Origin of the sequence: uncultured Veillonella sp. (assembly GCF_963551295.1) — a bacterium.
Classification (GTDB): domain Bacteria; phylum Bacillota; class Negativicutes; order Veillonellales; family Veillonellaceae; genus Veillonella.
Genome location: NZ_CAUVFT010000032.1, coordinates 1 through 21,718 on the forward strand (window position 1 = coordinate 1; position 21,718 = coordinate 21,718).

The window sequence follows — 21,718 nt, forward strand, 5'->3', positions numbered from 1 at the left end:
GTAGCACCGTCTACAACCGCCCGTACTCTTTGAATGTTCGGTTTCCAAGTTTTTCTTGTGCGAATGTGAGAATGACTCACGTTCATACCGCTAGATGTGGATTTACCACATACTTCGCAAAGGTTTGCCATAGTTTCCACCTCCAAGCTTAATCTATAACATAACAAAAGTATATTATCATAAAGAATAGCTTAAAGCAAGTGTTTTTGTCGTACATATTGCTCTTTTTATGAAATATACTACAATATAAGGTATACTATATATCATATTCTAAGATATGAGAGGGCTTTTGCACAAGGATATACATAAATTGGATATATCTCATGTGTTTATCGTATATTTAAAGGAGTTTTTATGGATGAACGATTGACGACTATAAAGGGAATTGGTCCTGGTCGGGAGAAACAATTGCATAAGTTGGGAATTACCAATGTTACATCCTTATTGACTTACTTCCCTAGAACCTATGAAGACCGCCGTACGATTTATAGAATTGGTGATTTAAAATCAGGTATGACAGGCGGTGTGGTAGGTACTGTTATTGCCGTACAAGAAAAACGCCCTCGTCCTCGATTGTCTATTTTAGAGGTCGTTATTGCAGATGGCACAGGTCCTTTAAAGATTGTTTTGTTTAATCAAGGGTATAGAAAGAACTTTTACAAAAAGGGGCAGCGTCTATATGCGTATGGTAAAGCTGAGTTTCAATATGGTTCCATGCAAATGAATACACCTCAAATGGAAAATTTAGGAGACGGTGGTGAACCTGATCGAGGTATCGTACCTATTTATGCACTTGCTGATGGAGTATCTCAATTTGTGGTGCGTTCATCTGTACGCAATTGGTTTGCAGCTAATCATGAATTACCAGAGATTTTACCTAAAGAGGTTCGTGAAGCCCATCATTATATGAGTCGATATGATGCTTTTAAGATGATGCATTTCCCAGATTCTTCTGAGCGCTACGAAGAGGCTCGCCATCAATTGGCCTATGAAGAGTTGTTCGTCATGCAAGCTGGCTTAGCTTTATTGCGAAATAAAGAGCAATGCCACAGAGGTCCTAAAATGGGACAAAACGGGGAACTAATGACTCGGTGTATAGAGAATTTACCGTTTTCCTTAACGGGTGATCAACAACGAGCGTTAGAGGATATTTGTATTGATATGGAAGACGAACGACCTATGCAAAGGTTGTTGCAAGGTGATGTAGGCTCTGGTAAAACTATTGTTGCTACCTTGAGTTTATTAAAAGCCATTGAAAATGGGTATCAGGGGGCATTGATGGCTCCTACGGAGATTCTAGCGGCTCAACATTACGAAGGGATACGAACTGTATGTGCTAATTTAGGTATTACCATAGAACTGTTAACAGGCTCCTCTACGAAAAAAGAGAAAGAATGCATCTATGAGGGCTTAGCAGATGGCAGTATCCATATGATCATTGGAACGCATGCTCTTATTCAAGAAGGTGTTAATTTTCATAACTTAGGACTTGTTATCATCGATGAGCAACATCGCTTCGGTGTAGACCAACGGGCAAGATTGCAACAGAAGGGAACATATCCTCATGTACTTATTATGACGGCTACACCAATCCCTCGTACCATGACATTATCCGTATATGGTGATTTGGCAGTATCCTTAATTAAAGAAATGCCACCAGGTCGCAAACCTGTTAAAACATATGTTGTAGATAGTTCTTATAAAGATAGATTACGTACTTTCTTCGGCAAGGAAATGGCAGAGGGGCGTCAGATTTACGTGGTGTGCCCTCTTGTAGAAGAATCCGAAAAATTAGACTTACAAGCCGCCGAGGAATTGTATCTAGAATTAAAAGAGTATTTTTATAAGGCCTATGAAGTGGGTCTCATTCACGGTCGTATGAAGCCGAGTGAAAAAGATGAAGTGATGAATGCCTTTCATAAGGGTAAAATTTCATTACTTGTTTCTACTACAGTTATCGAAGTTGGTGTTAATGTTCCAAATGCGACTATTATGTGCATTGAAGGGGCAGAGCGATTTGGGCTCTCTCAATTACATCAGCTGAGAGGCCGTGTAGGACGTGGCACTCATCAATCCTACTGTATTCTTGTTAGTGATTCTAAAAATGATGTAAGCCAAGAACGTTTAAAACTTATGGAACAGATTCAAGATGGATTTGAACTTGCAGAGCAAGATTTATTGCTTCGCGGAGCTGGTCAATTATTTGGTTTAGCTCAATCGGGGCTGCCAGATTTACGCGTTGCAAATATCATTAAAGATATTGAAATTTTAGTACAGGCTCGTAAGGATGTACTAGATTTTGCAAATCAATTTGGAATAGAAAAATTAGAATCTGTCATGAAAGAAGAATTAGAAAAAAGATTTGGTGAAAAATTCCTAAGAATATTGTATAATTAAGAGGTAGGAATAATAAGTACATAAGTATAGATAATATTAGATTTTATCTGGCTTTTTCCCTTGTCTATATGTTCCTCATACCGTATAATAGAACAAACAATTTATTTCATTTTTTCATCTATGGAGGTTAATATGCCAATTATTCATGTAGAGCTTGTAGAAGGGCGCACAAAAGAACAAAAGAAACAATTAGGTGAAGCAATCACAAAAGCTGCGGTTGATATCGTAAATGTTCCTGCTGATGCAGTAAAAGTTATCTTCGTAGATATGAAAAAAGATGATTATATGGAAGGCGGCATTTTGCGGTCTGAACGCTAAGGCTACGACTGACCGCCTAGTCCATAGGGACTAGGCGGGTCGTAGTTTTGTTTTATTATACGGAAAGGAAAGAAATATGAGAGACGATAAATTCGGTATGCGTGGACTAACTTTTGATGATGTATTATTAATACCAGCAGCTTCTGATATACTGCCTAATCAAGTAGAGTTAAAAACTCAATTAACTCGTGACATTACATTAAATATTCCTATGATTAGTTCTGGGATGGATACGGTTACCGAATCACGGATGGCGATTGCTATGGCTCGTGAAGGAGGTCTTGGCGTTATCCACAAAAATATGTCTATTGAAGAGCAAGCTCATGAAGTTGACAAGGTAAAACGCTCTGAACATGGTGTTATCGTTGATCCTATTTTCTTAAGTCCTCAAAATTTACTATCTGATGCAGCAGAAATTATGGAAAAATATAAAATTTCTGGTGTACCTATCACAGAACATGGTAAACTAGTAGGGATCATTACAAATCGCGATATGCGTTTTGAAACTGATTTAAGCCGACAAATCGGGGAGTGCATGACAAAAGATTCCCTTGTTACTGCACCGGAAGGTACATCTCTTGATGCGGCTAAAGCTATCTTAAGTGAACATCGTATTGAAAAATTACCTCTTGTAGATGGCGATGGTAACTTAAAAGGCTTAATTACGATTAAAGATATTGAAAAAGCGACCAAATATCCAAATGCAGCAAAGGATGGTAGTGGCCGATTATTAGTTGGTGCCGCAGTAGGTGTTTCTCAAGATTTATATGATAGACTTGATGCTCTTATATCTGCTAAAGCTGACGTAATTATTGTTGATACTGCCCATGGGCATTCTGCAGGTGTTCTTCGTACGTTGAAGGATATTAAACATGCGTATCCTCACATTCCTGTAATTGCAGGTAATGTGGCAACTGCAGCAGGCACTGAGGCTCTTATCGAAGCTGGTGCCGATGCGGTTAAGGTTGGTATTGGACCTGGTTCTATTTGTACAACTCGTGTCATTGCTGGTATTGGGGTACCTCAAATTACGGCAGTCTATGAGTCTGCCCAAGTAGGTCGTCGCTATGGAATTCCTATCATCGCTGATGGGGGTATCAAATATTCTGGTGATATTGCTAAAGCTATTGCGGCTGGTGCTAATGTAGTTATGATGGGCAATATTTTAGCCGGTACTGATGAAAGCCCTGGAGAAACAGTAATCTATCAAGGCCGTTCTTATAAAGTATACCGTGGCATGGGTAGTTTAGGGGCTATGAAACTTGGTAGTAAAGATCGATATTTCCAAACAGAAGCTAAGAAATTAGTTCCTGAAGGTATAGAAGGTCGAGTACCATATAAAGGTATGTTGGCCGATACAATTTTCCAAATGGTTGGTGGTTTGCGTGCAAGTATGGGGTATTGCGGATGTCATAACATCCAAGAAATGATTGAAAACACTCAATTCATTCAAATTACAGCTGCTGGTTTGAAAGAAAGTCATCCGCATGATGTAAGCATTACCGTTGAAGCACCAAATTATAGTGGTTGATAATGGAGTATTACATTGAATAAACGTATTTCTGTTTTATCTGTGCCTATTGATTGTGTCACAATGGATGAGGCAGTCCAACGTATTTTACAATTAACTGAACAGCCGGGGCTACATTTAGTAGCAACGGCTAATGCAGAAATGGTTATGTTGGCTAATGAAAATCCTACATTGCACTCCATATTGAATAATGCTAGTCTCGTCGTTCCCGATGGGGCTGGCATTTTGTGGGCTGCAGAGCGTCAAGGAGAACATGTGCCTGAACGTGTAACAGGCGTAGACGTAACTAAGGAATTGTTTAAAGTTGCGGCGACTCATCAAATTCCTGTATACTGCTTGGGGGCGGCACCAGGTGTTGCTCAACGAGCGATTGATAATGTATCTGCTCAGGTAGGTGTATTAAATATAGCAGGAATTCATGACGGATTCTTTGATAGTGCAGAGGAACAAGAAATCATTAAATCTATAGCTGATTCTAAGGCAAAATTGGTATTTGTTGCCTTAGGTGTGCCAAAGCAAGAACAATGGATTGCAGAAAAGTTGAGTCACCTCGATGGCGTAGTTGCCATCGGAATTGGTGGTTCCTTTGATGTCTTGGCAGGTAATATTCCTCGGGCCCCAGAATGGATGCAACAAAATCGACTTGAATGGTTGTATCGATTATATTTAGAACCTCAACGGATTGGCCGCATGTTGGCTATTCCAAAGTTTATGTGGACCGTTATTAGAAATAAATAGAGGAGTGTTGAATCGTGCCTACAGGACCAATAATTAAGGAAGGGTTTCCTCTGATAGGAGCTATGCTCATTATCACTGTGGTGTTAGGATATTTAGGACATTATGTAATTGCGATTATTTCATTTATTTTGGCATTATTTTTCGTCAATTTCTTTAGAAATCCTAAACGTGTAATCCCTCAAGATCCAGATTTGATTTTATCCCCAGCGGACGGTAAAATCATGGATATTTCTGATGTATACGAAGATATTTACTTACACAAAGAATGTAAAAAAGTAACTATTTTCTTATCTGTTTTTGATGTGCATGCTAATCGTGCGCCTATTGATGGTAGAATTACATATCGTCACTATACGATGGGTAGTTTCCTACCCGCTTTCAAAGATGATGTAGGTTTTGAAAATGAACGTCATACTATTTGTATTGAAAATGATCGTACTTCCGTATTAGTAACGCAAATTGCGGGTCTTTTAGCAAGACGTATCGTATCTTGGACTGACCTAGATAGTGTACTTGAACGCGGTCAGTTGTACGGGATGATTAAATTCGGTTCCTGTACTGAGCTCTATATGGATAAGGATGTAGAGCTGTTCGTGAAAAAAGGTCAACATATTACAGGCGGTGACACTATTATCGGGAGGTTACGACATGAATAAATCTATTATCCCAAATTTATTTACAAGTGCAAATTTAGCCTTTGGTGTTCTTGGTATCACCTTATCTGCTACGGGTAATACTTTCTGTGCTGCTATATGTATATTGTTATCCCTAGTAGCAGATGGCTTAGATGGTCGCGTAGCAAGAGCCTTAGACGTTGCCGGTCCAATGGGCCGTGAATTAGATTCTTTGTCTGATGTAGTGGGATTCGGTGTAGCACCTGCTTACATGCTCTATATGAAAGAATTGTACGGTTTAGGTTGGGTTGCATATGTGCCATTACTAGCATTTGCAGTACTTGGTGCATTTCGTTTAGCGCGTTTTAATATTAAAACTGACGAAGTTCATGGCTATTTTGAAGGTTTACCAATTCCAGCTGCAGGTTGCTTAGCAGCGACTTATGTATTGTGTGGAGTATCAGTACCTCAATTCGTATTGGTATTTTGCATGATTGGTGTAGGTTTCCTAATGGTTAGTGAAATTAAATATCCTGACTTTAAAGGTAAAAGTGCGATTTATATCAATAAACTTTCTATTGTACTTACAGCCATCTTTGTTATAGCTTGTGTCGTGTATGATTGGCATACCTGGGCTGTTATGATTTTTGCAGGCTATGTGATGTTTGGGCTCATTAATGGAGCTTTAAATATAGTACGTAAATAGATGTGTGGAGGAGAATAGTATGAATTACCTACTGGATCTATTACTGATCCCTATGCAGGTAATAATCGTTATATATACGGTTTATTATTTTATACTCGCCGTTGTTGGTATGTGGCGGTCGCGAGTACATAAAAACTATACCCCTAAAAATTCCTTTGCCATCGTTGTATGTGCTCACAATGAGGAAGCCGTTGTTGGTGAGTTAGTTAAAAACTTACGTGGCCTAGACTATCCAGATGATCTATATGATATTTTTGTAGTTGCCGATAACTGTACAGATAAGACTGCGGAAGTAGCAAGTGCTGCTGGCGCTAATGTACATGTACGTGAAAATAAACAAGAAATAGGTAAAGGTTATGCCATGGGGTGGATGTTTGATCGGGTAGAACAAATGGATCGGAAATATGATGCATTCCTAATTTTTGATGCCGATAATTTAGTACACCCTCAATTTATGTTAGAAATGAATGATCATCTTGAAAAAGGTGAGTCTGTAATTCAAGGTTACTTGAACTCTAAAAATCCAACTGACTCTTGGGTTGCAGGTACGTTCTCCATCGCCTTTTGGATGGTTAACCATATGTGGCATTTAGCAAAATATCGTCTTGGTTTATCTACGGCTTTAGGTGGTACAGGCATGTGTATTCGTACATCTATTATTCGCGAATACGGTTGGGATTGCAATAGCTTAACCGAAGATATGGAATTTTCCATGAAGCTATTAACTCATGGTATCCGTACTTGTTGGGGGCATGATGCTATCGTATACGATGAAAAGGTTACAACTATGATGGCTTCTTGCAGACAACGTTTACGGTGGGCTCAGGGGCAATTTGACTGTGCGGGTCGATATATTCCTAAATTATTTGCTATTGGTATCAAAACAGGGAATATCATGATTTTGGATGGTATCTTCCAAGTGAGTCAACCTTATTTCTTGTTGTTAACAACTATATATTTGGTACTGTCTTACATCAATGCGTATACTCCAATCTATACAAATATTTTGTATCAAATTATGCCTATGTCTGTGTGGACAATTATAGGTGTGGGGCAATACTTATTCCCGTTAATCGTATTATTGAAAATCAAGGTACCACCAAAGATTTGGTTCTATTATTTACTATATCCATTATTCGTATATTCTTGGATTCCAGTAAATATCCTAGGTTGGTTCCGCCGTCATAATAAGGTATGGTCTCATACAGTCCATACGAGAGCCGTGGGATTAGATGATGTTAAATTAACACGTATGGGCAATATGAATAAGAATGAAAAATAGAATCTATAGGAGTGACTATGCATATTTTAATGTGTAATGACGATGGCATTTTAGCAGATGGTTTACGTCATCTTGCATCGTATTTAAGTCAATATTATAGAATTACCGTTGTAGCACCTGCTAATGAGCAAAGTGCTAAATCCCATGCATTGACGACCGAGGTTCCATTGAAACTAGATGCTTACAATGGCGAGGATGAAAATCCTCGCCTTTATGCTCTAACGGGAACGCCGTCCGATTGCATGAAGTTCGGTCTTAGTTATTTATTGACTGATGATATGCCAGATCTTGTAATTTCTGGCATTAATCATGGGTTTAATTTAGGCTCTGATGTATTGTATTCCGGCACTGTTTCGGCAGCTATGGAAAGTTGTTTCTATGGTATTCCTGGTTTAGCATTATCTGTTGAGAGGTATTCTGTTGAACGGGGAGACGAGATGCATCCATTTATACATGAATTGATTGAGAAAGTTTATGTGGCGGGCCAGTTTAGCGGTTTACTAAATGTGAACTTCCCATTACGTGGTGCATGTGATTGGGACCATTTTAAAATGGTGAGCCAAGGCTTACAAACCTATAGTAATATTATCGAAGCTCGCATCAATTCAAGAGGACAGGATTATTATTGGTTAGCTGGCGAGCTAGACTATGGTGCTGAAAGTGTTCCTACCGATGTAGAATTTGCCCGTAAAGGTTATATTACAGGTGTCGCACTTACATGGAAACAACAATGTGATACAGATATGAAAACGGTTCAAAATATTTTAGATGAAATATAAAAAATATGTTGACATTGCTTAGGGATGTCTGTATAATAACAAATGTTCCGATACGCCGGAGTGGCGGAATGGCAGACGCACTTGACTCAAAATCAAGCGGGTAACACCGTGTGGGTTCAAGTCCCACCTCCGGCACCAACATTAGGCGGTAAGACTTTTGTCTTACCGCCTATTTTTATATTTATGAATTTATATACCATAATATACATTATTAATTTTATGAGGTGACAGTATGGATCAAGGTGTAATTGATTATATTACAAATATCTTTGATATTCCTAAACTTACTCAACAGGTTAGCGCTGTACAGATGCCATTGCCATTATCTCGCTTGGCAGAAATACCATTAGATGGATCTGTAAATCAGTGTCAAGGATTTTGTTATAATTCTAAAAAAGACGTTTTTGTTTTAGCTTGTATTAATTCTGATAATACAAAGCAAATCATTTATGAAATTAACCCTAAAACCTTTACTGTTGTTGCGAAATATGAGTATAGTCATAAAAGTTTATTAGGTCATATGAATACCTTAACTTATAATTCTGTCAATAATCGTTACTATACAACAAATGCTGTTGTAGATGGATATAACCTTACTCCTATTGAAGCGGATAGCATGATTGTTGAAGCGCCTATTAAACTAAAAGAGAAAGTTTTTAATTTTGCATATGATAAAGTACGCGATGAATATGTATCAATTGTGCCTTTAACAAACTCTGAACGGACAATTAATTATTACGACTCTAATTTTAATCGTATTCGTTCTTATAAAATTAATGCTAATCATACAAACTTAAATAATAACGGTGCTTACGCATCTAATGGAAATACTTTATTTACAACTTTGACAACCTTTGTATATGTCGATGAAGAGGGAGTTGTTAAAAATATTAGCCCTTATGCTTCTGGAATGGAAGTAGAAGACATGGATTGTCGAAATGGTCAAATGTATATGGCGGTTAATCGTAAAGGTAAAGTTGAAATTTATAGTTTGTCTAGCTTACCATTTTCGGTAAATGTCTAGATATTACTTATGTTTTTATCACCTTTATGAGTGTATAATAATAGTGTTAGGGTATTTTAGGAGCTATTATGAAATTAGGGAATGATATTATAGAGATTGATCGTATCCGTCAAGCTATAGAAAAATCAAGTTCATTTAAAGAGCGTATTTATACGATTCATGAGATTGAATATTGTAAAAGTAGGAATAAAGGGTGTTACGAATCCTTTGCAGGTATATATGCTGCAAAAGAGGCTTTTATTAAAGCTTTAGGCACAGGGATGAGACATGGATCATGGCAAGATATAGAAATTTATCATAACGAATGGGGGGGGCCTTTAATTCGTTTACAAGATACTTTCAAAGATATTTACGAAACATCAGGCTATACTGATATTCATGTGTCTATTAGTCATTGCAAGGATTATGCAATGAGTACAGTCATACTTGAAGGAGCATAAGATGAATATTTTAACAACTGAAGATGCTCGATTTATAGATCAAGAGGTTCCTAAGCAATTAGGAGTTTCTTTAGAAATCCTCATGGAAAATGCTGGACGTGGTATCGTAGATGCTTTATGGGGAGAATACGATTTGTTTTCCCTGAATAATGGTCGTTCCATAAATAGTTTTGTTTTATTCATATGTGGTACGGGTAATAATGGGGCAGATGGTCTTGTAGCGGCTCGTCATTTGATGGAGCAAGGTGTATCAGTACAAATTGCACTAGTAGGAGATACAAACAAGTGTAGTGAGCTTTTTGCAATGCAACTTGAGCGTTGCGAATCTATGGGCTGTATCATCGATATGTATGATGAATTCAATGATTGGTCCAATGTAGCCATCGCGGTGGAAGGTATCATGGGAACAGGCTTAACTGGAAGGTTAAGAGACTTGACTATCGATATATTGCATGATATTGATACTATGCGTAGTCAGTATAATTTTGATTTGTGGGCTATTGATGTACCTGCTGGCTTAGATGCTACTACTGGTCAAATAGCGGAAGGCACATTGACCTATGATTATACTGTTACTTTTGGAGCTATTAAGCAAGGTTTATTATTATATCCTGGAAAGGCTGTAGGTGGGATTGCTGTGGTCGCCCCATTGGGAGCTCCTTGGCAACAAGTTCTTGGCGAGCAGGCTAAAACTATAACCATCGATTCTGATTTAGCCGAAAAGATTATCAACTACCGCATTCCAATAGCACATAAAGGCGTTAATGGGAATGCCTTAATTATTGGTGGATCAAATGATATGATAGGCGCCCCTATTTTAGCTGCTGAAGCTGCAGTTCATAGCGGTGCTGGTAAGGTAACATTGGCCGTGCCCCAAATAATCAAGCAGGTTGTACAAAGTCGTGTCATACCTGAGGTGATGGTTACTTCTACAGAGAATAATAAAGAACTTTTTGATTGTCGCCAAGTTGTTGCTATGGGACCAGGGTTAGGTCGCATCCATGAAAATTGTGATTTAGTAGATCATATTTTAGATGCTTACGAAGGAGCATTAGTACTAGATGCTGATGCTTTGTATGCATTGGGACATGTTGGTTGTATTGATAAAGATATTTTGCGAGATGGTGATATTGAGTCTGCATATGCAGTAGAAAGAGAACTTCCATATTGTGTCATGACACCTCATTTAGGTGAATTTAGTAGACTTATTGATTTACCTATTAAATGGATTGAGCGTCATTATATTACGTTGGCTAGAGAATTTTCTAAGGCTCATCAAGTTATTCTTGTACTAAAAGGAATTCCTTCAATTGTGGCATTACCTGATGGAACAGTGTATGTAAATACTATCGGTAATGCGGGCATGGGGACTGGCGGTATGGGCGATGTGCTGACTGGTGTAATTGCTGGTTTTATAAGTCAGGGTTATTCACTACAAGATAGTGCTGTTCTAGGTGTATATGTACATAGTCGTAGTGCAGATATTCTGAATGAAACAAAGAGTTGGGGTTATACTCCGAGTGATGTCAGTGCTTCTTTAGGCTGTGTTATTAGTGAATTATTGGGAGATTATGAATGACAAATATAATACAACGCTTTATAGCTTTCTTGCTAGTATTATGTATTCCTATCTTCGCCATTGCAGGATGCACAAATAATGATGTAGCAAACGCAGCAAATCAAGTAACTACTAATGCTAATGGGGCTTACTCTATCGATACTAAAACGACTGTCCCTGAAGGTAAGCTAGATGTATATATGCTAGATATTGGTCAGGGGGATGCTATATTACTTAAGGTAGGCGATGAGTATAGCATGATCGATACTGGTGACATAGAACATCGTGAAAATATTGTAGCTCAACTTAAAACTATGGGTGTAACAAAGTTAAAAAATATTATTATCACGCATCCTCATGCTGATCATATGGGTGGTTTTTATGCTATTGCAAAGGCTATGCCTATTGAACATGTATATGATGATGGTATTGCTGTTGATAATAATATGTACAAAACCTATGAAAAATGGATTGAGAAAAATAAAATTCAACGAACTACTTTGAGAAGTGGAGATGTAGTTGATTTTGGACATGGTGCTGTCTTTGTAGTATATGCTCCTTGGGTTGAACCTTTGACTGATAAAAAAGGAGAGACAGATCTTAATAATAATTCTATTGTAGGTAAATTAATCTTCGGTAAATTTTCTATGCTCTTTACGGGTGATGCTGAATTACAAGAAGAGAAAAAACTTATAAAAGAGCAGAATTCTAGATTGTTTTCTCGTATTCTTAAGGTAGGTCATCACGGTTCTCGTACAAGTAGCTCTGAAGATTTTTTGAAATCTATTAAGCCTGAAAGTGCATTAATTTCAAATGGCATGTATAATAAGTATGGTCATCCTCACGATGTGACATTACGTCGTTTACAGGAAAATAATATTGCTATTTACCGTACAGATACGATGGGTCGTATTCATATTAGTACGGATGGGAATGAATGGCAAATTACAACTGAACGTTAGTTTTGATTACTTATACAAAAAATAATTTTATGAAACTGTTTTTTGTGTATTCTGAATAAGGTCTTTATATAGTAATATGTGTAATCGGCATACTAATCTTCATGTTTGTATGAAATAATCTATTTATAATCTAACATTAGTTTATGGATAGATTGGAACGATGAGATTTTGATAGATAAAAATATCATCGACTCATCTCTATGGTTTGGACACTATGTATGTCAGTTAGATTGGAGTGAATGTATTGCGTAAACTATTTTTTATGTGCCTTGCAGTCTTGATGGCAATACCTTTATTATTGACGCAAGCAAAGGCAGCTAATTTAGAAGATGCTCGATGGGTGACTAGAACAGATGCACCTGTACCGTATGTTCGTATTGTTATGGACTTATCGGCACCTATAAAGGCGTCTGCATCAATTAGCAAAGATGGGAAAACTACGACTGTTACTTTAAAAAATACAAAGCTAAAGACGGCTAAAGAGAACATTTCTATGGACTCGGCTATTGCTAGCTCTGCCAAACTTTCACAAGATGGCAGAGATGTTAAAGTAACAATCAAGACACCTTCATCTATTGATACTAGTGATGTAAAGGTTTTTTCCTTGAAAAAAGATACGGTTAATAAGAAACCGTATCGTATCGTTGTTGATGTTCAGAAAAAAGGTGTTGCAGCTAAGCCCGCTTACTATGGTAAAAAGCCATCTCAATCTGCGCATCCAGCAAAAAATGTATCTACAGAATCTGGTAAATACTCTACTAGTGGCGGTTTATCTGGTAAAACAATTACTATTGACCCAGGACATGGTGGTAGTGATTCAGGTGCTATTGGACCTCACGGTGTACAAGAGAAAAACATTACACTACCGATTTCTATGTATTTGAAAAAATCTTTAGAAAATCGTGGTGCTAAAGTGCTTATGACTCGTACTACTGATGTAGATGTATATGGCCCTAATGCAAGTGGTGTTGATGAATTGGGGGCTCGTGTTAACGTGGCTAACCGTAGCAATTCTGATGCTCTTGTAAGCGTTCATATCAACGCATTTAATAATCCTAGCGTTGGTGGTATTGCAACATATTACTATAGCAAAACCGGTAACGATGCTCGATTAGCGCAAAAGGTACAATCTCAAATTGCTAACACACCTGGTTTCAATGGTGATCGTGGCATTCAAGAAGGTAACTTATACGTGTTGAGACATTCTAATATGCCTGCAATTCTTGTAGAGCTTGGTTTTATTTCTAACCCTAATGAGGAACGTGTGCTACAATCTCCTCAAACTCAAGAAGACTTTGCTAACCGCATTGCAAATGGTATTGCTAATTACTTTGGAGGTTAATCGATGAAATTACGTAAACAAGTTCTATCGATTCTCTGTGTAGGTATGCTGGCATTTGTAGTGGGTTGTACACATGAACAAGCTCCTACAACAGGTAAAAGTGAACCTGCGCAAGAGACGAAAGTCAATAAGGATGCAGAAACAAGTAAAGTATCTCAAGAAAAAGTTAAGATGGCCTTCTTTGTTCCTACAGAGGATGGTTCTGGGGTAAAACAAACTACCGTTGAGATAGAGGCGAATAAAGTTACGCCTAAAGCAGCTCTTTTAGCGATGTTAAATGCCGATAGAGCACAAAAATATCCAGTGTTCTCTAAGGATATTGAAATTACATCTGTTACTGTAAAAGATGGCATTGCTTCTGTTGAAGTAAATGATGCATTCATAAAGGGTAATGGAGGAGATTTAACTGTTAAGTTACAAATGGCTGCCATTGTAAATACGTTGACATCCTTTGATAATATTAATGGTGTTCTATTCGTCAATAATGGTAAAAAGGTTCCAACTGTAGGCTCCTTTGATACTAAAGAACCTGTTAAGAGAATGACGAATCTAATTAAAAAATAATTCTTTTAGGAACATTTATAGCAGATAGTTGATATATCAACTATCTGCTATTTTTGTTGTCTTTTATATATGTTACAATACAATAAGTAATAATAGGAAACTAGGTGATCAGATGCAATTAAAAGATGTTGGGGAATTTAATTTCATTCGTCAAATTCAAAATAACACGATTTACAACCCTAATACCGTAGTGTACGGTATTGGTGATGATTGTGCTATTTATAAAACTGAACAAAATACAGAGCAATTGATAAGCACTGACACGATGGTAGAAGGTATTCATTTTAGCTTTCACTATATGAAGCCCTATGATGTAGGGTATCGCCTTATGACGGCTAATTTGAGTGATGTTGCGGCTATGGGTGGCATTCCTAGACAAATTGTATTATCTCTTGCTGTACCAGACCATATTGATACAGCAATTCTTGATGAAATTTATAGGGGAATTAAAGATCAATGTATGCGGTATCAACTCAATATATTGGGTGGAGATACGGTACGTACGAAAGGCCCCATGGTTTGGACTGTAACAATTATCGGAGAGGTTCCTAAAGGTACTGCGGTTATGCGAAGTGGTGCGAAAGTAGGAGACGTTGTTGGTCTTACAAACTATGTAGGCTATGCAGCTACAGGTTTAGGTGCGTTATCATATAATTTAGTAGGCTATGATATGACCAAAGTGGGGCATCAACGTCCTGAACCACAGATTGAATTGGGGCAAAAATTGCGACTGCTTGGTATCCATAGTATGAATGACATTAGCGATGGACTAGGTAGTGAATTGAATGAAATTGCTGCAGCTAGTAATGTATCCATTGTAATCGAAGAACAAGCAATTCCTCTACATGAGGAGACTTACGCATTAGCTAAGCATTTACAAACTAATCCAGTAGATTATGCTTTATATGGTGGTGAAGACTTTCAGTTAGTCTTTACAGCACCAAAATCATTACTTTCGGAATTAGAAAAGTTAGCAGGCATTACGTTGATTGGAGAAGTTTTATCTGGCCCTCCTCGGGTTCAAATGGTAACATCCGATAAAACGATTAAGGACATAGAAGCGAAAGGATATAATCATTTTCATGAAGGATAAGGTTCAGGTCCAATTAGAGACTCATACAGTAGAAGATACACAACAATTTGGCCAACTATTAGGCGAATGGATTAAACATAATGGGGATTCTCTTTGTATAGCCTTAATTGGTGACTTGGGGACAGGGAAAACACATTTGTCGCAAGGTATTGCAAAGGGCTTTGGAGTTACTGAAGAAATTACAAGTCCCACTTTTGCTATCATGAATACCTATGATGTGAATCGAACTCATTTATATCATTTTGACGTATATCGCTTGGAAGATGTTAGTGAACTGGAAAATATTGGCTTCTATGAATATACGGAAGAATGCGTATCCATTGTAGAATGGGCCGATAAATTCCCTCATGAATTACCTGATGAAACGTTATGGATTTATTTAACGCGCATTGACGATACAAGCCGTTCCATTACATTAGCTAGTGATTACCTTACAGCGGATGATTTAGTAGAAATAGGAGGCCCATATGTGGTTGGGAATTGAGACGAGCTCACTCGTGTCGAGTGTGGCTTTAATGGATGAAAGTTGCCTAATTGGGGAATTGACCATTCAAGCTGGATTGACTCATTCTGAGCAGTTGGTACCTCATATTGATATGCTATTACGAGCCTCTCAAGTTGAAAAAAGTGAATTAAAAGGTATTATGGTCAGCATTGGGCCTGGTTCTTTTACTGGTTTACGGATCGGTATGGGGACAGCTAAAGCTATGGCTTATGCCTTACAAATTCCTTTATATGGCGTAATGACCATGGACAGTTTAGCTCGTAATGTAGTTTATACGGACCGCACGATTTGTACCGTTATTGATGCTCAAAAAAAACATGTCTATGCAAGTATCTACAAATATGATGGTAATGAATTAGTCTGCAAAGAGGAGCCTTTTGTCATTGCTGCTAATGATTTATTAGATCGACTCCGAGCATCTGAAGAACATGTAGTATTTCTTGGGGATGGCGTCAAGCGAATAGAGAAGCTACTCGATGAAAGTGATACACATTTAACGATTTTAGATATATCGCAACGTGTTCCAAAAGCTAGTTCTCTATTACTGGCTGGCCGTAGATTGGTAGTCTCTGAAGAGAGTTCTGACCCTATGGATATGGTTCCTTATTATATTCGACGCTCAGAAGCAGAAGTGTTATGGGAAGAACGCCATAAAAATAATCCTGAAATGTTGAACCAAAATCCTACAGTTGTAGTTACTGAGGCAGCAGGAGCAGAATAATGGAGATTCGTTTAGCTACCATAGATGATGCTCAAGCTATTTATGCTATTGAACAGAAGTCTTTTTCTGTTCCTTGGAGTTTAGAATCTGTTTTTGCTGAGTTAGAAGGGGAATCAAATAAATTATATATGGTAATTTGTGAGGAGAACCAAATTGTTGGATACGCAGGTGTTTGGCTCGTATACGATGAAGGTCAAATTACGAATATCGCCATTATTCCTTCCGCACGAGGTAAGGGATACGGATCAGAACTTACAAAACAATTAATAGATGAATGTCTTACGAGAGGTATGAAAGAAATTTTCTTAGAGGTGCGCATATCTAATCTTGCAGCATTGGCTATGTATAGAAATTTAGGATTTTCTGTAAAAGGAATTCGTAAAGATTATTATTCAGAGCCTACGGAAGATGCTTATATTATGTCTCTCGTTTCAGAGGAAATAGAATGAGTATATACACATTAGCCTTGGAAAGTAGCTGTGACGAAACCTCTGCTTCTGTCCTTAAGGACGGTCGTACTGTTTTGTCTAATGTTATTTCAAGCCAAGTGCCAATACATAGAAAATTTGGTGGCGTTGTACCTGAAATTGCATCACGTCATCACATAGAACAAGTAATACCCGTTATAGATCAAGCATTACGTGATGCAAATGTGACTTTACAAGATATCAATCATATTGGTGTAACGTATGGTCCCGGTCTTGTAGGGGCCTTATTAGTTGGTGTAGCTGCTGCAAAAGGTTTATCTTTTGCTACAGGTATTCCCTTGGTGCCAGTCCACCACATGGAAGGTCATATTTTTGCTAATTTTTTAGCAAATCCTGAATTAGAACCACCATTTCTGAGTCTTGTTGTATCTGGCGGACATACAATGCTAGTTCATGTAAAAGGCTATGAAGAATTTGATATTCTTGGACAGACACGTGACGACGCAGCTGGAGAGGCTTTTGATAAGATTGCACGGGTTATGGGATTCCCTTATCCAGGTGGACCTCATATTGATGCGCTTGCTACCGAAGGGAATCCAGAGGCTATTGAATTTCCAAAGGCTTTAAGTGAACCTGGTAATTTTGAATTTAGCTTTAGTGGATTAAAATCCGCTGTTCTGAACTATTTAAATAGTAAGCAACAAAAGAATGAGTCTATCAATCAAGCTGATGTGGCCGCATCGTTCCAAAAGGCCATTGTTGATGTGTTAGTAGAAAAGACGAGAGATGCCGCACATACATTAGGTGAAAGTCGCATTACCATCGCTGGCGGTGTATCAGCTAATAAAGGCTTACAAAAAGCGTTAGAAGCTATGTGCGAAAAAGAAGGTTTTACTTATTACAAACCGCATAAAATTTTGTCTACTGACAATGCGGCCATGATCGGTTGTCGAGCCTATTATATGGCACAAGCTGGAAAATTTGCCGATTTAACACTAAATGCTAAGCCCAGTGTTGAAATTGGTTACGTATCTTGGAAAGAGGATTAATTGTGGATATTGGTCAAGATATTTTAAATAGAACACCATTAGGACCATTACAAACCTCATTACTTGAGCATATTAGTAAACTTATATCCTTTGGCGAGTCTTTAACCCGTCAAAGGATACAGATTTTTACACCTCTATTAGAGACAGGACAAAGTGAGAGACCACAACAATGTGCAGATATGCTATACATAGAACGCAGTGATCATGGGATTATTACACGTCAATTAAAAGGCAGTCATACGTGGCATGCTATGATGAAAGATGGCCAACCACTTATCGGGTTAGATGATAAGCAGCGGCAACATGTCTTTCCTATTGTAGACAATGGAGGGCGTATTATTGGGGGAATATCTTTTACATTGTCATCATCTATTAAGATAGAACAATACGAGCAAGAATATGTTCTGTCTGATACGATGCAACGTCTTATGCTGACAGCTACAGATGAACAAATACTGTCTTACGAACCAATGTCCTATTTTGATGGTTTAATTATTTTTGATGACACTTATAAAATACTGTATGCTAACGATGCAGCTATGAAGTTAGTAGATGTATTAGGCTTTGATCGTCGCTTGGTAGGTTCATCAATTCTTAGCAGTACCTTAAAGATGTCCGCTATACAACAAGTATTATTAGATAGAAGTATACTTACAAATGAAGAAATCTATCAAGATATGGTAATTCGTCAGCATATGATTCCTATTGCTATGGGGCGTAATGAAACGCGTTGCTTCTTGGTGCTTCATGATTGTACGCGTGAAAGTAAACAGCAACAAGAATTATTAGTAAAAAACTCCATTATTAAAGAGATTCATCACCGTGTAAAAAACAACTTACAAACTGTAGCAGGTTTATTGCGGATGGAAGCGAGACGCTCCAGTTTGCCAGAAGTGAAGCAAGCACTGCAAGAAGGGATTAACCGTATTGAAAGTATGGCTCTTGTTCACGATATAGTGTCCCATTACGATGAGGACTATATTGGTATACGATCGATCTACGATGAATTATGTCGATTGTTGCGTATGAGTATGGTGCGACAAGACCAAGAGGTTACTTTTTCTTATAGTGGCGAAGACATATTAATCTCCTCTCATATGGCAAGTTATGTATCCCTCATAATCAATGAATTGATTAGTAATAGTTTAGAACATGGTTTAGATGGTAGAAATGGTCAAATTCATCTGACTGCAACGGATATAAACGGGAGTATCGAACTAGCTTTTTCGGATAATGGTAAAGGATTGCCTAGCAATTTTTCTTTCACATCTAATAAACGTTTAGGTCTAACTATTATTAATAATTTAGTTACCCACGAATTGAAGGGTAGTTTATCCATAGAAAATACTGGTACAGGTGTATTGGTGACGATACATATGAAGAAGGAGGCATAAATGCGCGTTTTAATCGTGGATGATGAATCTCTAATACGTATGGATTTACGAGATATTATTGAGTCTTGTGGTCATGAAGTCGTTGCAGAAGGTACAAATGGTGTTGAAGCTTTAGAACTTTGTAAAAAACATAAGCCAGATATTATATTGATGGATGTTAAAATGCCAGAATTAGATGGTATTGAGGCGGCACGTCAAATTGGCTTTCACCATGAAGCACCTGTAGTATTATTAACAAGTTATAGCCAGCAAGATTTAATCGATAAGGCTCGAGATTCTGGTGTATATGGCTATTTAATTAAACCAGTACGGGAGGAACAGTTAGTTCCTTCCTTAGAGATGGCTTTAGGTCGCTATAAAAGTGATGCTCAGTTGCGCGAAAAGATGGCTGAGCTAGAACAGTCATTAGAAGATCGTAAAATCATTCAAATGGGAACTGGTATATTAATGGAACTATATTCTATATCTGAAGCGGAAGCGTATAATCGCATTCGCACCTTAAGTATGAATAAACAAATATCTATTATAGAAACATGTAATCTCATTATTAAACAGTCTAATAAGTCAAATAATATCTAAAAAGTCAAAAAATCAAAATTAGTACTTGCAATTATTTTAACTTCGGTTATAATAATACTTGTAATTAGCACTCGATGAGCTAGAGTGCTAATAAATTATGGAGATTAACTAGTAAAAAGGAGTGACATTATATGTTAAAACCATTAGCTGACCGCGTTCTTATCCGTCTAGAAGCAAAAGAAGAAAAAACTAAAAGTGGTATCTTCCTTCCTGATACAGCAAAAGAAAAACCTCAAGAAGGTGTAGTTGTAGCTGTAGGTGCTGGTAAAGTATATGACAATGGTCAACGTGTAGCTCCAGAAGTTAAAGTTGGCGACACTGTTATGTTCGCAAAATATGCTGGTAGCGAATTAGAAATTGATGGTGCTACTCATTTGATTATTAGCGAACGCGATATTTTAGCAGTATTATAATCGCTAATTTATAGTCTACATGACTATAAAAACTGATGATACATTCTATATTGCCTAAGGGTACATATATTTCGTTACATTGGATAGTGTTACTATCTAGGAGGTAATACATATGGCAAAAGAAATCTTGTTTAATGAAGAAGCTCGTCGCGCTTTAGGTCGTGGCGTTGATCAATTAGCAAATGCTGTTAAGGTTACATTGGGTCCAAAAGGTCGTAATGTTGTATTGGATAAAAAATTCGGCTCCCCAACAATTACAAATGATGGTGTAACTATTGCTCGCGATATCGAACTTCCAGATCCATTTGAAAACATGGGTGCTCAGTTGGTAAAAGAAGTTGCTACTAAAACTAATGATGTAGCAGGTGATGGTACTACTACTGCCACAGTATTGGCACAAGCTATGATTCAAGAAGGTATGCGCAATGTAGCAGCTGGTGCTAACCCAATGATTTTGAAAAAAGGTATTGAAACAGCAGTAAAAACTTTAGTTGAAGAAATTAAAAAACGCTCTATTAAAGTTTCTGGTAAAGCTGAAATTGCTCAAGTTGCAAGTGTATCCGCTGCTGACGAAGAAATCGGTGGTTTGATTGCTGAAGCTATGGAAAAGGTTGGTAATGACGGTGTTATTACTGTTGAAGAATCCAAAGGCTTGCAAACTGCATTAAATGTAGTAGAAGGTATGCAATTTGATCGTGGTTACATTTCCCCTTACATGGTAACTGATCCTGATCGTATGGAAGCTGTTATGGATAACCCATATATCTTGATTACTGATCGTAAAATTAGTGCTATCGCAGATATGTTGCCAACACTTGAAAAAGTAGTAAAAGTAGGCAAAGAACTTCTTATTATCGCTGAAGATGTAGAAGGGGAAGCGTTGGCTACATTAGTAGTAAACCGTTTGCGTGGTACATTCAAAGCTGTAGCTGTTAAAGCTCCTGGCTTTGGTGATCGTCGTAAAGCTATGCTTGAAGATATCGCTATCTTAACAGGCGGTACTGTTATTACTGAAGATATGGGTCGTAAGCTTGATTCTGTAGAACTTGAAGATCTTGGTACAGCTCGTCAAGTTCGCATCACTAAAGATGAAACTACAATCATTGATGGCGCAGGTGATAAAGATGTAATTGCTAAACGCATTAACCAAATCCGTGCACAAGTTGAAGAAACTACTTCTGATTTCGACCGTGAAAAATTACAAGAACGTCTAGCTAAATTGTCCGGTGGTGTTGCAGTTATCGAAGTAGGTGCTGCTACAGAAGTTGAAATGAAAGATAA

General features: G+C 37.7%; 24 protein-coding genes and 1 tRNA gene. 24 read left to right on the forward strand and 1 reads right to left on the reverse strand.

Translation table 11 applies throughout. The annotated features are described in order from the left end of the window. A partial coding sequence (rpmB, locus tag RYO55_RS08250) for a 50S ribosomal protein L28 (protein WP_287540932.1) occupies positions 1–131 on the reverse strand: 131 nt, incomplete at its 3' end. A 223-nt stretch (positions 132–354) separates the two neighbouring features. Here rpmB and recG point away from each other — a divergent pair. The 24 genes from recG to groL all read left to right on the forward strand — a co-directional run. Beyond that, positions 355–2,397: an ATP-dependent DNA helicase RecG gene (recG, locus tag RYO55_RS08255; protein WP_314985015.1), complete on the forward strand. Its 2,043-nt coding sequence runs from the start codon at positions 355–357 to the stop codon at positions 2,395–2,397. A 132-nt stretch (positions 2,398–2,529) separates the two neighbouring features. After that, positions 2,530–2,715, forward strand: a complete 186-nt coding sequence (locus RYO55_RS08260) for a 4-oxalocrotonate tautomerase (RefSeq protein ID WP_004696087.1) — start codon at positions 2,530–2,532, stop codon at positions 2,713–2,715. Between the two features lie 76 nt (positions 2,716–2,791). Further along, positions 2,792–4,246 (forward strand): IMP dehydrogenase, encoded by a 1,455-nt coding sequence (gene guaB / locus RYO55_RS08265; protein ID WP_314985016.1) that lies wholly within the window; start codon positions 2,792–2,794, stop codon positions 4,244–4,246. Between the two features lie 15 nt (positions 4,247–4,261). Next, positions 4,262–4,984: a WecB/TagA/CpsF family glycosyltransferase gene (locus RYO55_RS08270; RefSeq protein WP_012864466.1), complete on the forward strand. Its 723-nt coding sequence runs from the start codon at positions 4,262–4,264 to the stop codon at positions 4,982–4,984. Between the two features lie 14 nt (positions 4,985–4,998). Beyond that, positions 4,999–5,640, forward strand: a complete 642-nt coding sequence (locus RYO55_RS08275) for a phosphatidylserine decarboxylase family protein (protein WP_314985018.1) — start codon at positions 4,999–5,001, stop codon at positions 5,638–5,640. Then, the gene (pssA, locus tag RYO55_RS08280; RefSeq protein ID WP_314985020.1) at positions 5,633–6,304 is read left to right on the forward strand and encodes a CDP-diacylglycerol--serine O-phosphatidyltransferase; all 672 of its coding nucleotides are present in this window, start codon (positions 5,633–5,635) and stop codon (positions 6,302–6,304) included. The genes RYO55_RS08275 and pssA overlap by 8 nt, the downstream gene beginning before the upstream one ends. A 19-nt stretch (positions 6,305–6,323) precedes the next feature. Next, on the forward strand, positions 6,324–7,586 hold the full coding sequence (locus RYO55_RS08285; protein ID WP_287529076.1) for a glycosyltransferase family 2 protein: 1,263 nt from the start codon (positions 6,324–6,326) through the stop codon (positions 7,584–7,586). A 17-nt stretch (positions 7,587–7,603) separates the two neighbouring features. After that, positions 7,604–8,365: a 5'/3'-nucleotidase SurE gene (gene surE, locus RYO55_RS08290; protein ID WP_314985022.1), complete on the forward strand. Its 762-nt coding sequence runs from the start codon at positions 7,604–7,606 to the stop codon at positions 8,363–8,365. Positions 8,366–8,419: 54 nt separating this feature from the next. Next, positions 8,420–8,503 (forward strand) — tRNA-Leu (locus RYO55_RS08295). Between the two features lie 94 nt (positions 8,504–8,597). After that, positions 8,598–9,389 (forward strand): hypothetical protein, encoded by a 792-nt coding sequence (locus RYO55_RS08300; RefSeq protein ID WP_120054841.1) that lies wholly within the window; start codon positions 8,598–8,600, stop codon positions 9,387–9,389. A 68-nt stretch (positions 9,390–9,457) separates the two neighbouring features. Then, positions 9,458–9,829, forward strand: a complete 372-nt coding sequence (gene acpS, locus RYO55_RS08305; RefSeq protein ID WP_295815222.1) for a holo-ACP synthase — start codon at positions 9,458–9,460, stop codon at positions 9,827–9,829. A 1-nt stretch (position 9,830) separates the two neighbouring features. Then, entirely contained in the window at positions 9,831–11,408 is a 1,578-nt protein-coding gene (locus RYO55_RS08310; protein ID WP_314985024.1) for an NAD(P)H-hydrate dehydratase, read from the forward strand. Next, the gene (locus tag RYO55_RS08315) at positions 11,405–12,349 is read left to right on the forward strand and encodes a ComEC/Rec2 family competence protein (RefSeq protein ID WP_302942619.1); all 945 of its coding nucleotides are present in this window, start codon (positions 11,405–11,407) and stop codon (positions 12,347–12,349) included. Before RYO55_RS08310 ends, RYO55_RS08315 begins: the two co-directional genes overlap by 4 nt. Positions 12,350–12,593: 244 nt before the next feature. Further along, entirely contained in the window at positions 12,594–13,691 is a 1,098-nt protein-coding gene (locus RYO55_RS08320) for an N-acetylmuramoyl-L-alanine amidase (RefSeq protein WP_120054837.1), read from the forward strand. Positions 13,692–13,694: 3 nt separating this feature from the next. Further along, positions 13,695–14,255: a GerMN domain-containing protein gene (locus tag RYO55_RS08325; protein WP_314985027.1), complete on the forward strand. Its 561-nt coding sequence runs from the start codon at positions 13,695–13,697 to the stop codon at positions 14,253–14,255. 112 nt (positions 14,256–14,367) lie between these two features. Then, a complete protein-coding gene (gene thiL, locus RYO55_RS08330; protein ID WP_314985029.1) occupies positions 14,368–15,348 on the forward strand; it encodes a thiamine-phosphate kinase in 981 nt (326 codons plus the stop codon). Then, positions 15,338–15,832, forward strand: coding sequence for a tRNA (adenosine(37)-N6)-threonylcarbamoyltransferase complex ATPase subunit type 1 TsaE (tsaE, locus tag RYO55_RS08335; protein WP_314985030.1), 495 nt, complete (start codon positions 15,338–15,340; stop codon positions 15,830–15,832). Before thiL ends, tsaE begins: the two co-directional genes overlap by 11 nt. Further along, positions 15,816–16,574: a tRNA (adenosine(37)-N6)-threonylcarbamoyltransferase complex dimerization subunit type 1 TsaB gene (gene tsaB / locus RYO55_RS08340; RefSeq protein WP_314985031.1), complete on the forward strand. Its 759-nt coding sequence runs from the start codon at positions 15,816–15,818 to the stop codon at positions 16,572–16,574. Before tsaE ends, tsaB begins: the two co-directional genes overlap by 17 nt. Continuing rightward, positions 16,574–17,023 carry a ribosomal protein S18-alanine N-acetyltransferase gene (gene rimI / locus RYO55_RS08345; RefSeq protein WP_314985033.1) on the forward strand — a complete coding sequence of 150 codons (450 nt, stop codon included), beginning with the start codon at positions 16,574–16,576 and terminating at the stop codon, positions 17,021–17,023. The genes tsaB and rimI overlap by 1 nt, the downstream gene beginning before the upstream one ends. Beyond that, positions 17,020–18,051 carry a tRNA (adenosine(37)-N6)-threonylcarbamoyltransferase complex transferase subunit TsaD gene (gene tsaD, locus RYO55_RS08350; protein WP_314985034.1) on the forward strand — a complete coding sequence of 344 codons (1,032 nt, stop codon included), beginning with the start codon at positions 17,020–17,022 and terminating at the stop codon, positions 18,049–18,051. The genes rimI and tsaD overlap by 4 nt, the downstream gene beginning before the upstream one ends. A gap of 2 nt (positions 18,052–18,053) precedes the next feature. After that, entirely contained in the window at positions 18,054–19,445 is a 1,392-nt protein-coding gene (locus RYO55_RS08355; RefSeq protein WP_314985035.1) for a sensor histidine kinase, read from the forward strand. Beyond that, positions 19,446–20,024, forward strand: a complete 579-nt coding sequence (locus RYO55_RS08360; protein ID WP_120054829.1) for an ANTAR domain-containing response regulator — start codon at positions 19,446–19,448, stop codon at positions 20,022–20,024. It begins immediately after the preceding gene. A 131-nt stretch (positions 20,025–20,155) separates the two neighbouring features. Beyond that, the gene (gene groES, locus RYO55_RS08365) at positions 20,156–20,437 is read left to right on the forward strand and encodes a co-chaperone GroES (protein WP_004696047.1); all 282 of its coding nucleotides are present in this window, start codon (positions 20,156–20,158) and stop codon (positions 20,435–20,437) included. Positions 20,438–20,549: 112 nt separating this feature from the next. Then, positions 20,550–21,718, forward strand: a 1,169-nt coding sequence (groL, locus tag RYO55_RS08370; protein ID WP_314985038.1) for a chaperonin GroEL, incomplete at its 3' end; no start/stop codon positions are given.

Coding starts and splice junctions, on each gene's coding strand:
- recG (WP_314985015.1), top strand. CDS start 355: ATGGATGAACGATTGACGACTATAAAGGGAATTGGTCCTGGTCGGGAG.
- RYO55_RS08260 (WP_004696087.1), top strand. CDS start 2,530: ATGCCAATTATTCATGTAGAGCTTGTAGAAGGGCGCACAAAAGAACAA.
- guaB (WP_314985016.1), top strand. CDS start 2,792: ATGAGAGACGATAAATTCGGTATGCGTGGACTAACTTTTGATGATGTA.
- pssA (WP_314985020.1), top strand. CDS start 5,633: ATGAATAAATCTATTATCCCAAATTTATTTACAAGTGCAAATTTAGCC.
- RYO55_RS08285 (WP_287529076.1), top strand. CDS start 6,324: ATGAATTACCTACTGGATCTATTACTGATCCCTATGCAGGTAATAATC.
- surE (WP_314985022.1), top strand. CDS start 7,604: ATGCATATTTTAATGTGTAATGACGATGGCATTTTAGCAGATGGTTTA.
- RYO55_RS08300 (WP_120054841.1), top strand. CDS start 8,598: ATGGATCAAGGTGTAATTGATTATATTACAAATATCTTTGATATTCCT.
- acpS (WP_295815222.1), top strand. CDS start 9,458: ATGAAATTAGGGAATGATATTATAGAGATTGATCGTATCCGTCAAGCT.
- RYO55_RS08310 (WP_314985024.1), top strand. CDS start 9,831: ATGAATATTTTAACAACTGAAGATGCTCGATTTATAGATCAAGAGGTT.
- RYO55_RS08315 (WP_302942619.1), top strand. CDS start 11,405: ATGACAAATATAATACAACGCTTTATAGCTTTCTTGCTAGTATTATGT.
- RYO55_RS08325 (WP_314985027.1), top strand. CDS start 13,695: ATGAAATTACGTAAACAAGTTCTATCGATTCTCTGTGTAGGTATGCTG.
- thiL (WP_314985029.1), top strand. CDS start 14,368: ATGCAATTAAAAGATGTTGGGGAATTTAATTTCATTCGTCAAATTCAA.
- tsaE (WP_314985030.1), top strand. CDS start 15,338: ATGAAGGATAAGGTTCAGGTCCAATTAGAGACTCATACAGTAGAAGAT.
- tsaB (WP_314985031.1), top strand. CDS start 15,816: ATGTGGTTGGGAATTGAGACGAGCTCACTCGTGTCGAGTGTGGCTTTA.
- rimI (WP_314985033.1), top strand. CDS start 16,574: ATGGAGATTCGTTTAGCTACCATAGATGATGCTCAAGCTATTTATGCT.
- tsaD (WP_314985034.1), top strand. CDS start 17,020: ATGAGTATATACACATTAGCCTTGGAAAGTAGCTGTGACGAAACCTCT.
- RYO55_RS08360 (WP_120054829.1), top strand. CDS start 19,446: ATGCGCGTTTTAATCGTGGATGATGAATCTCTAATACGTATGGATTTA.
- groES (WP_004696047.1), top strand. CDS start 20,156: ATGTTAAAACCATTAGCTGACCGCGTTCTTATCCGTCTAGAAGCAAAA.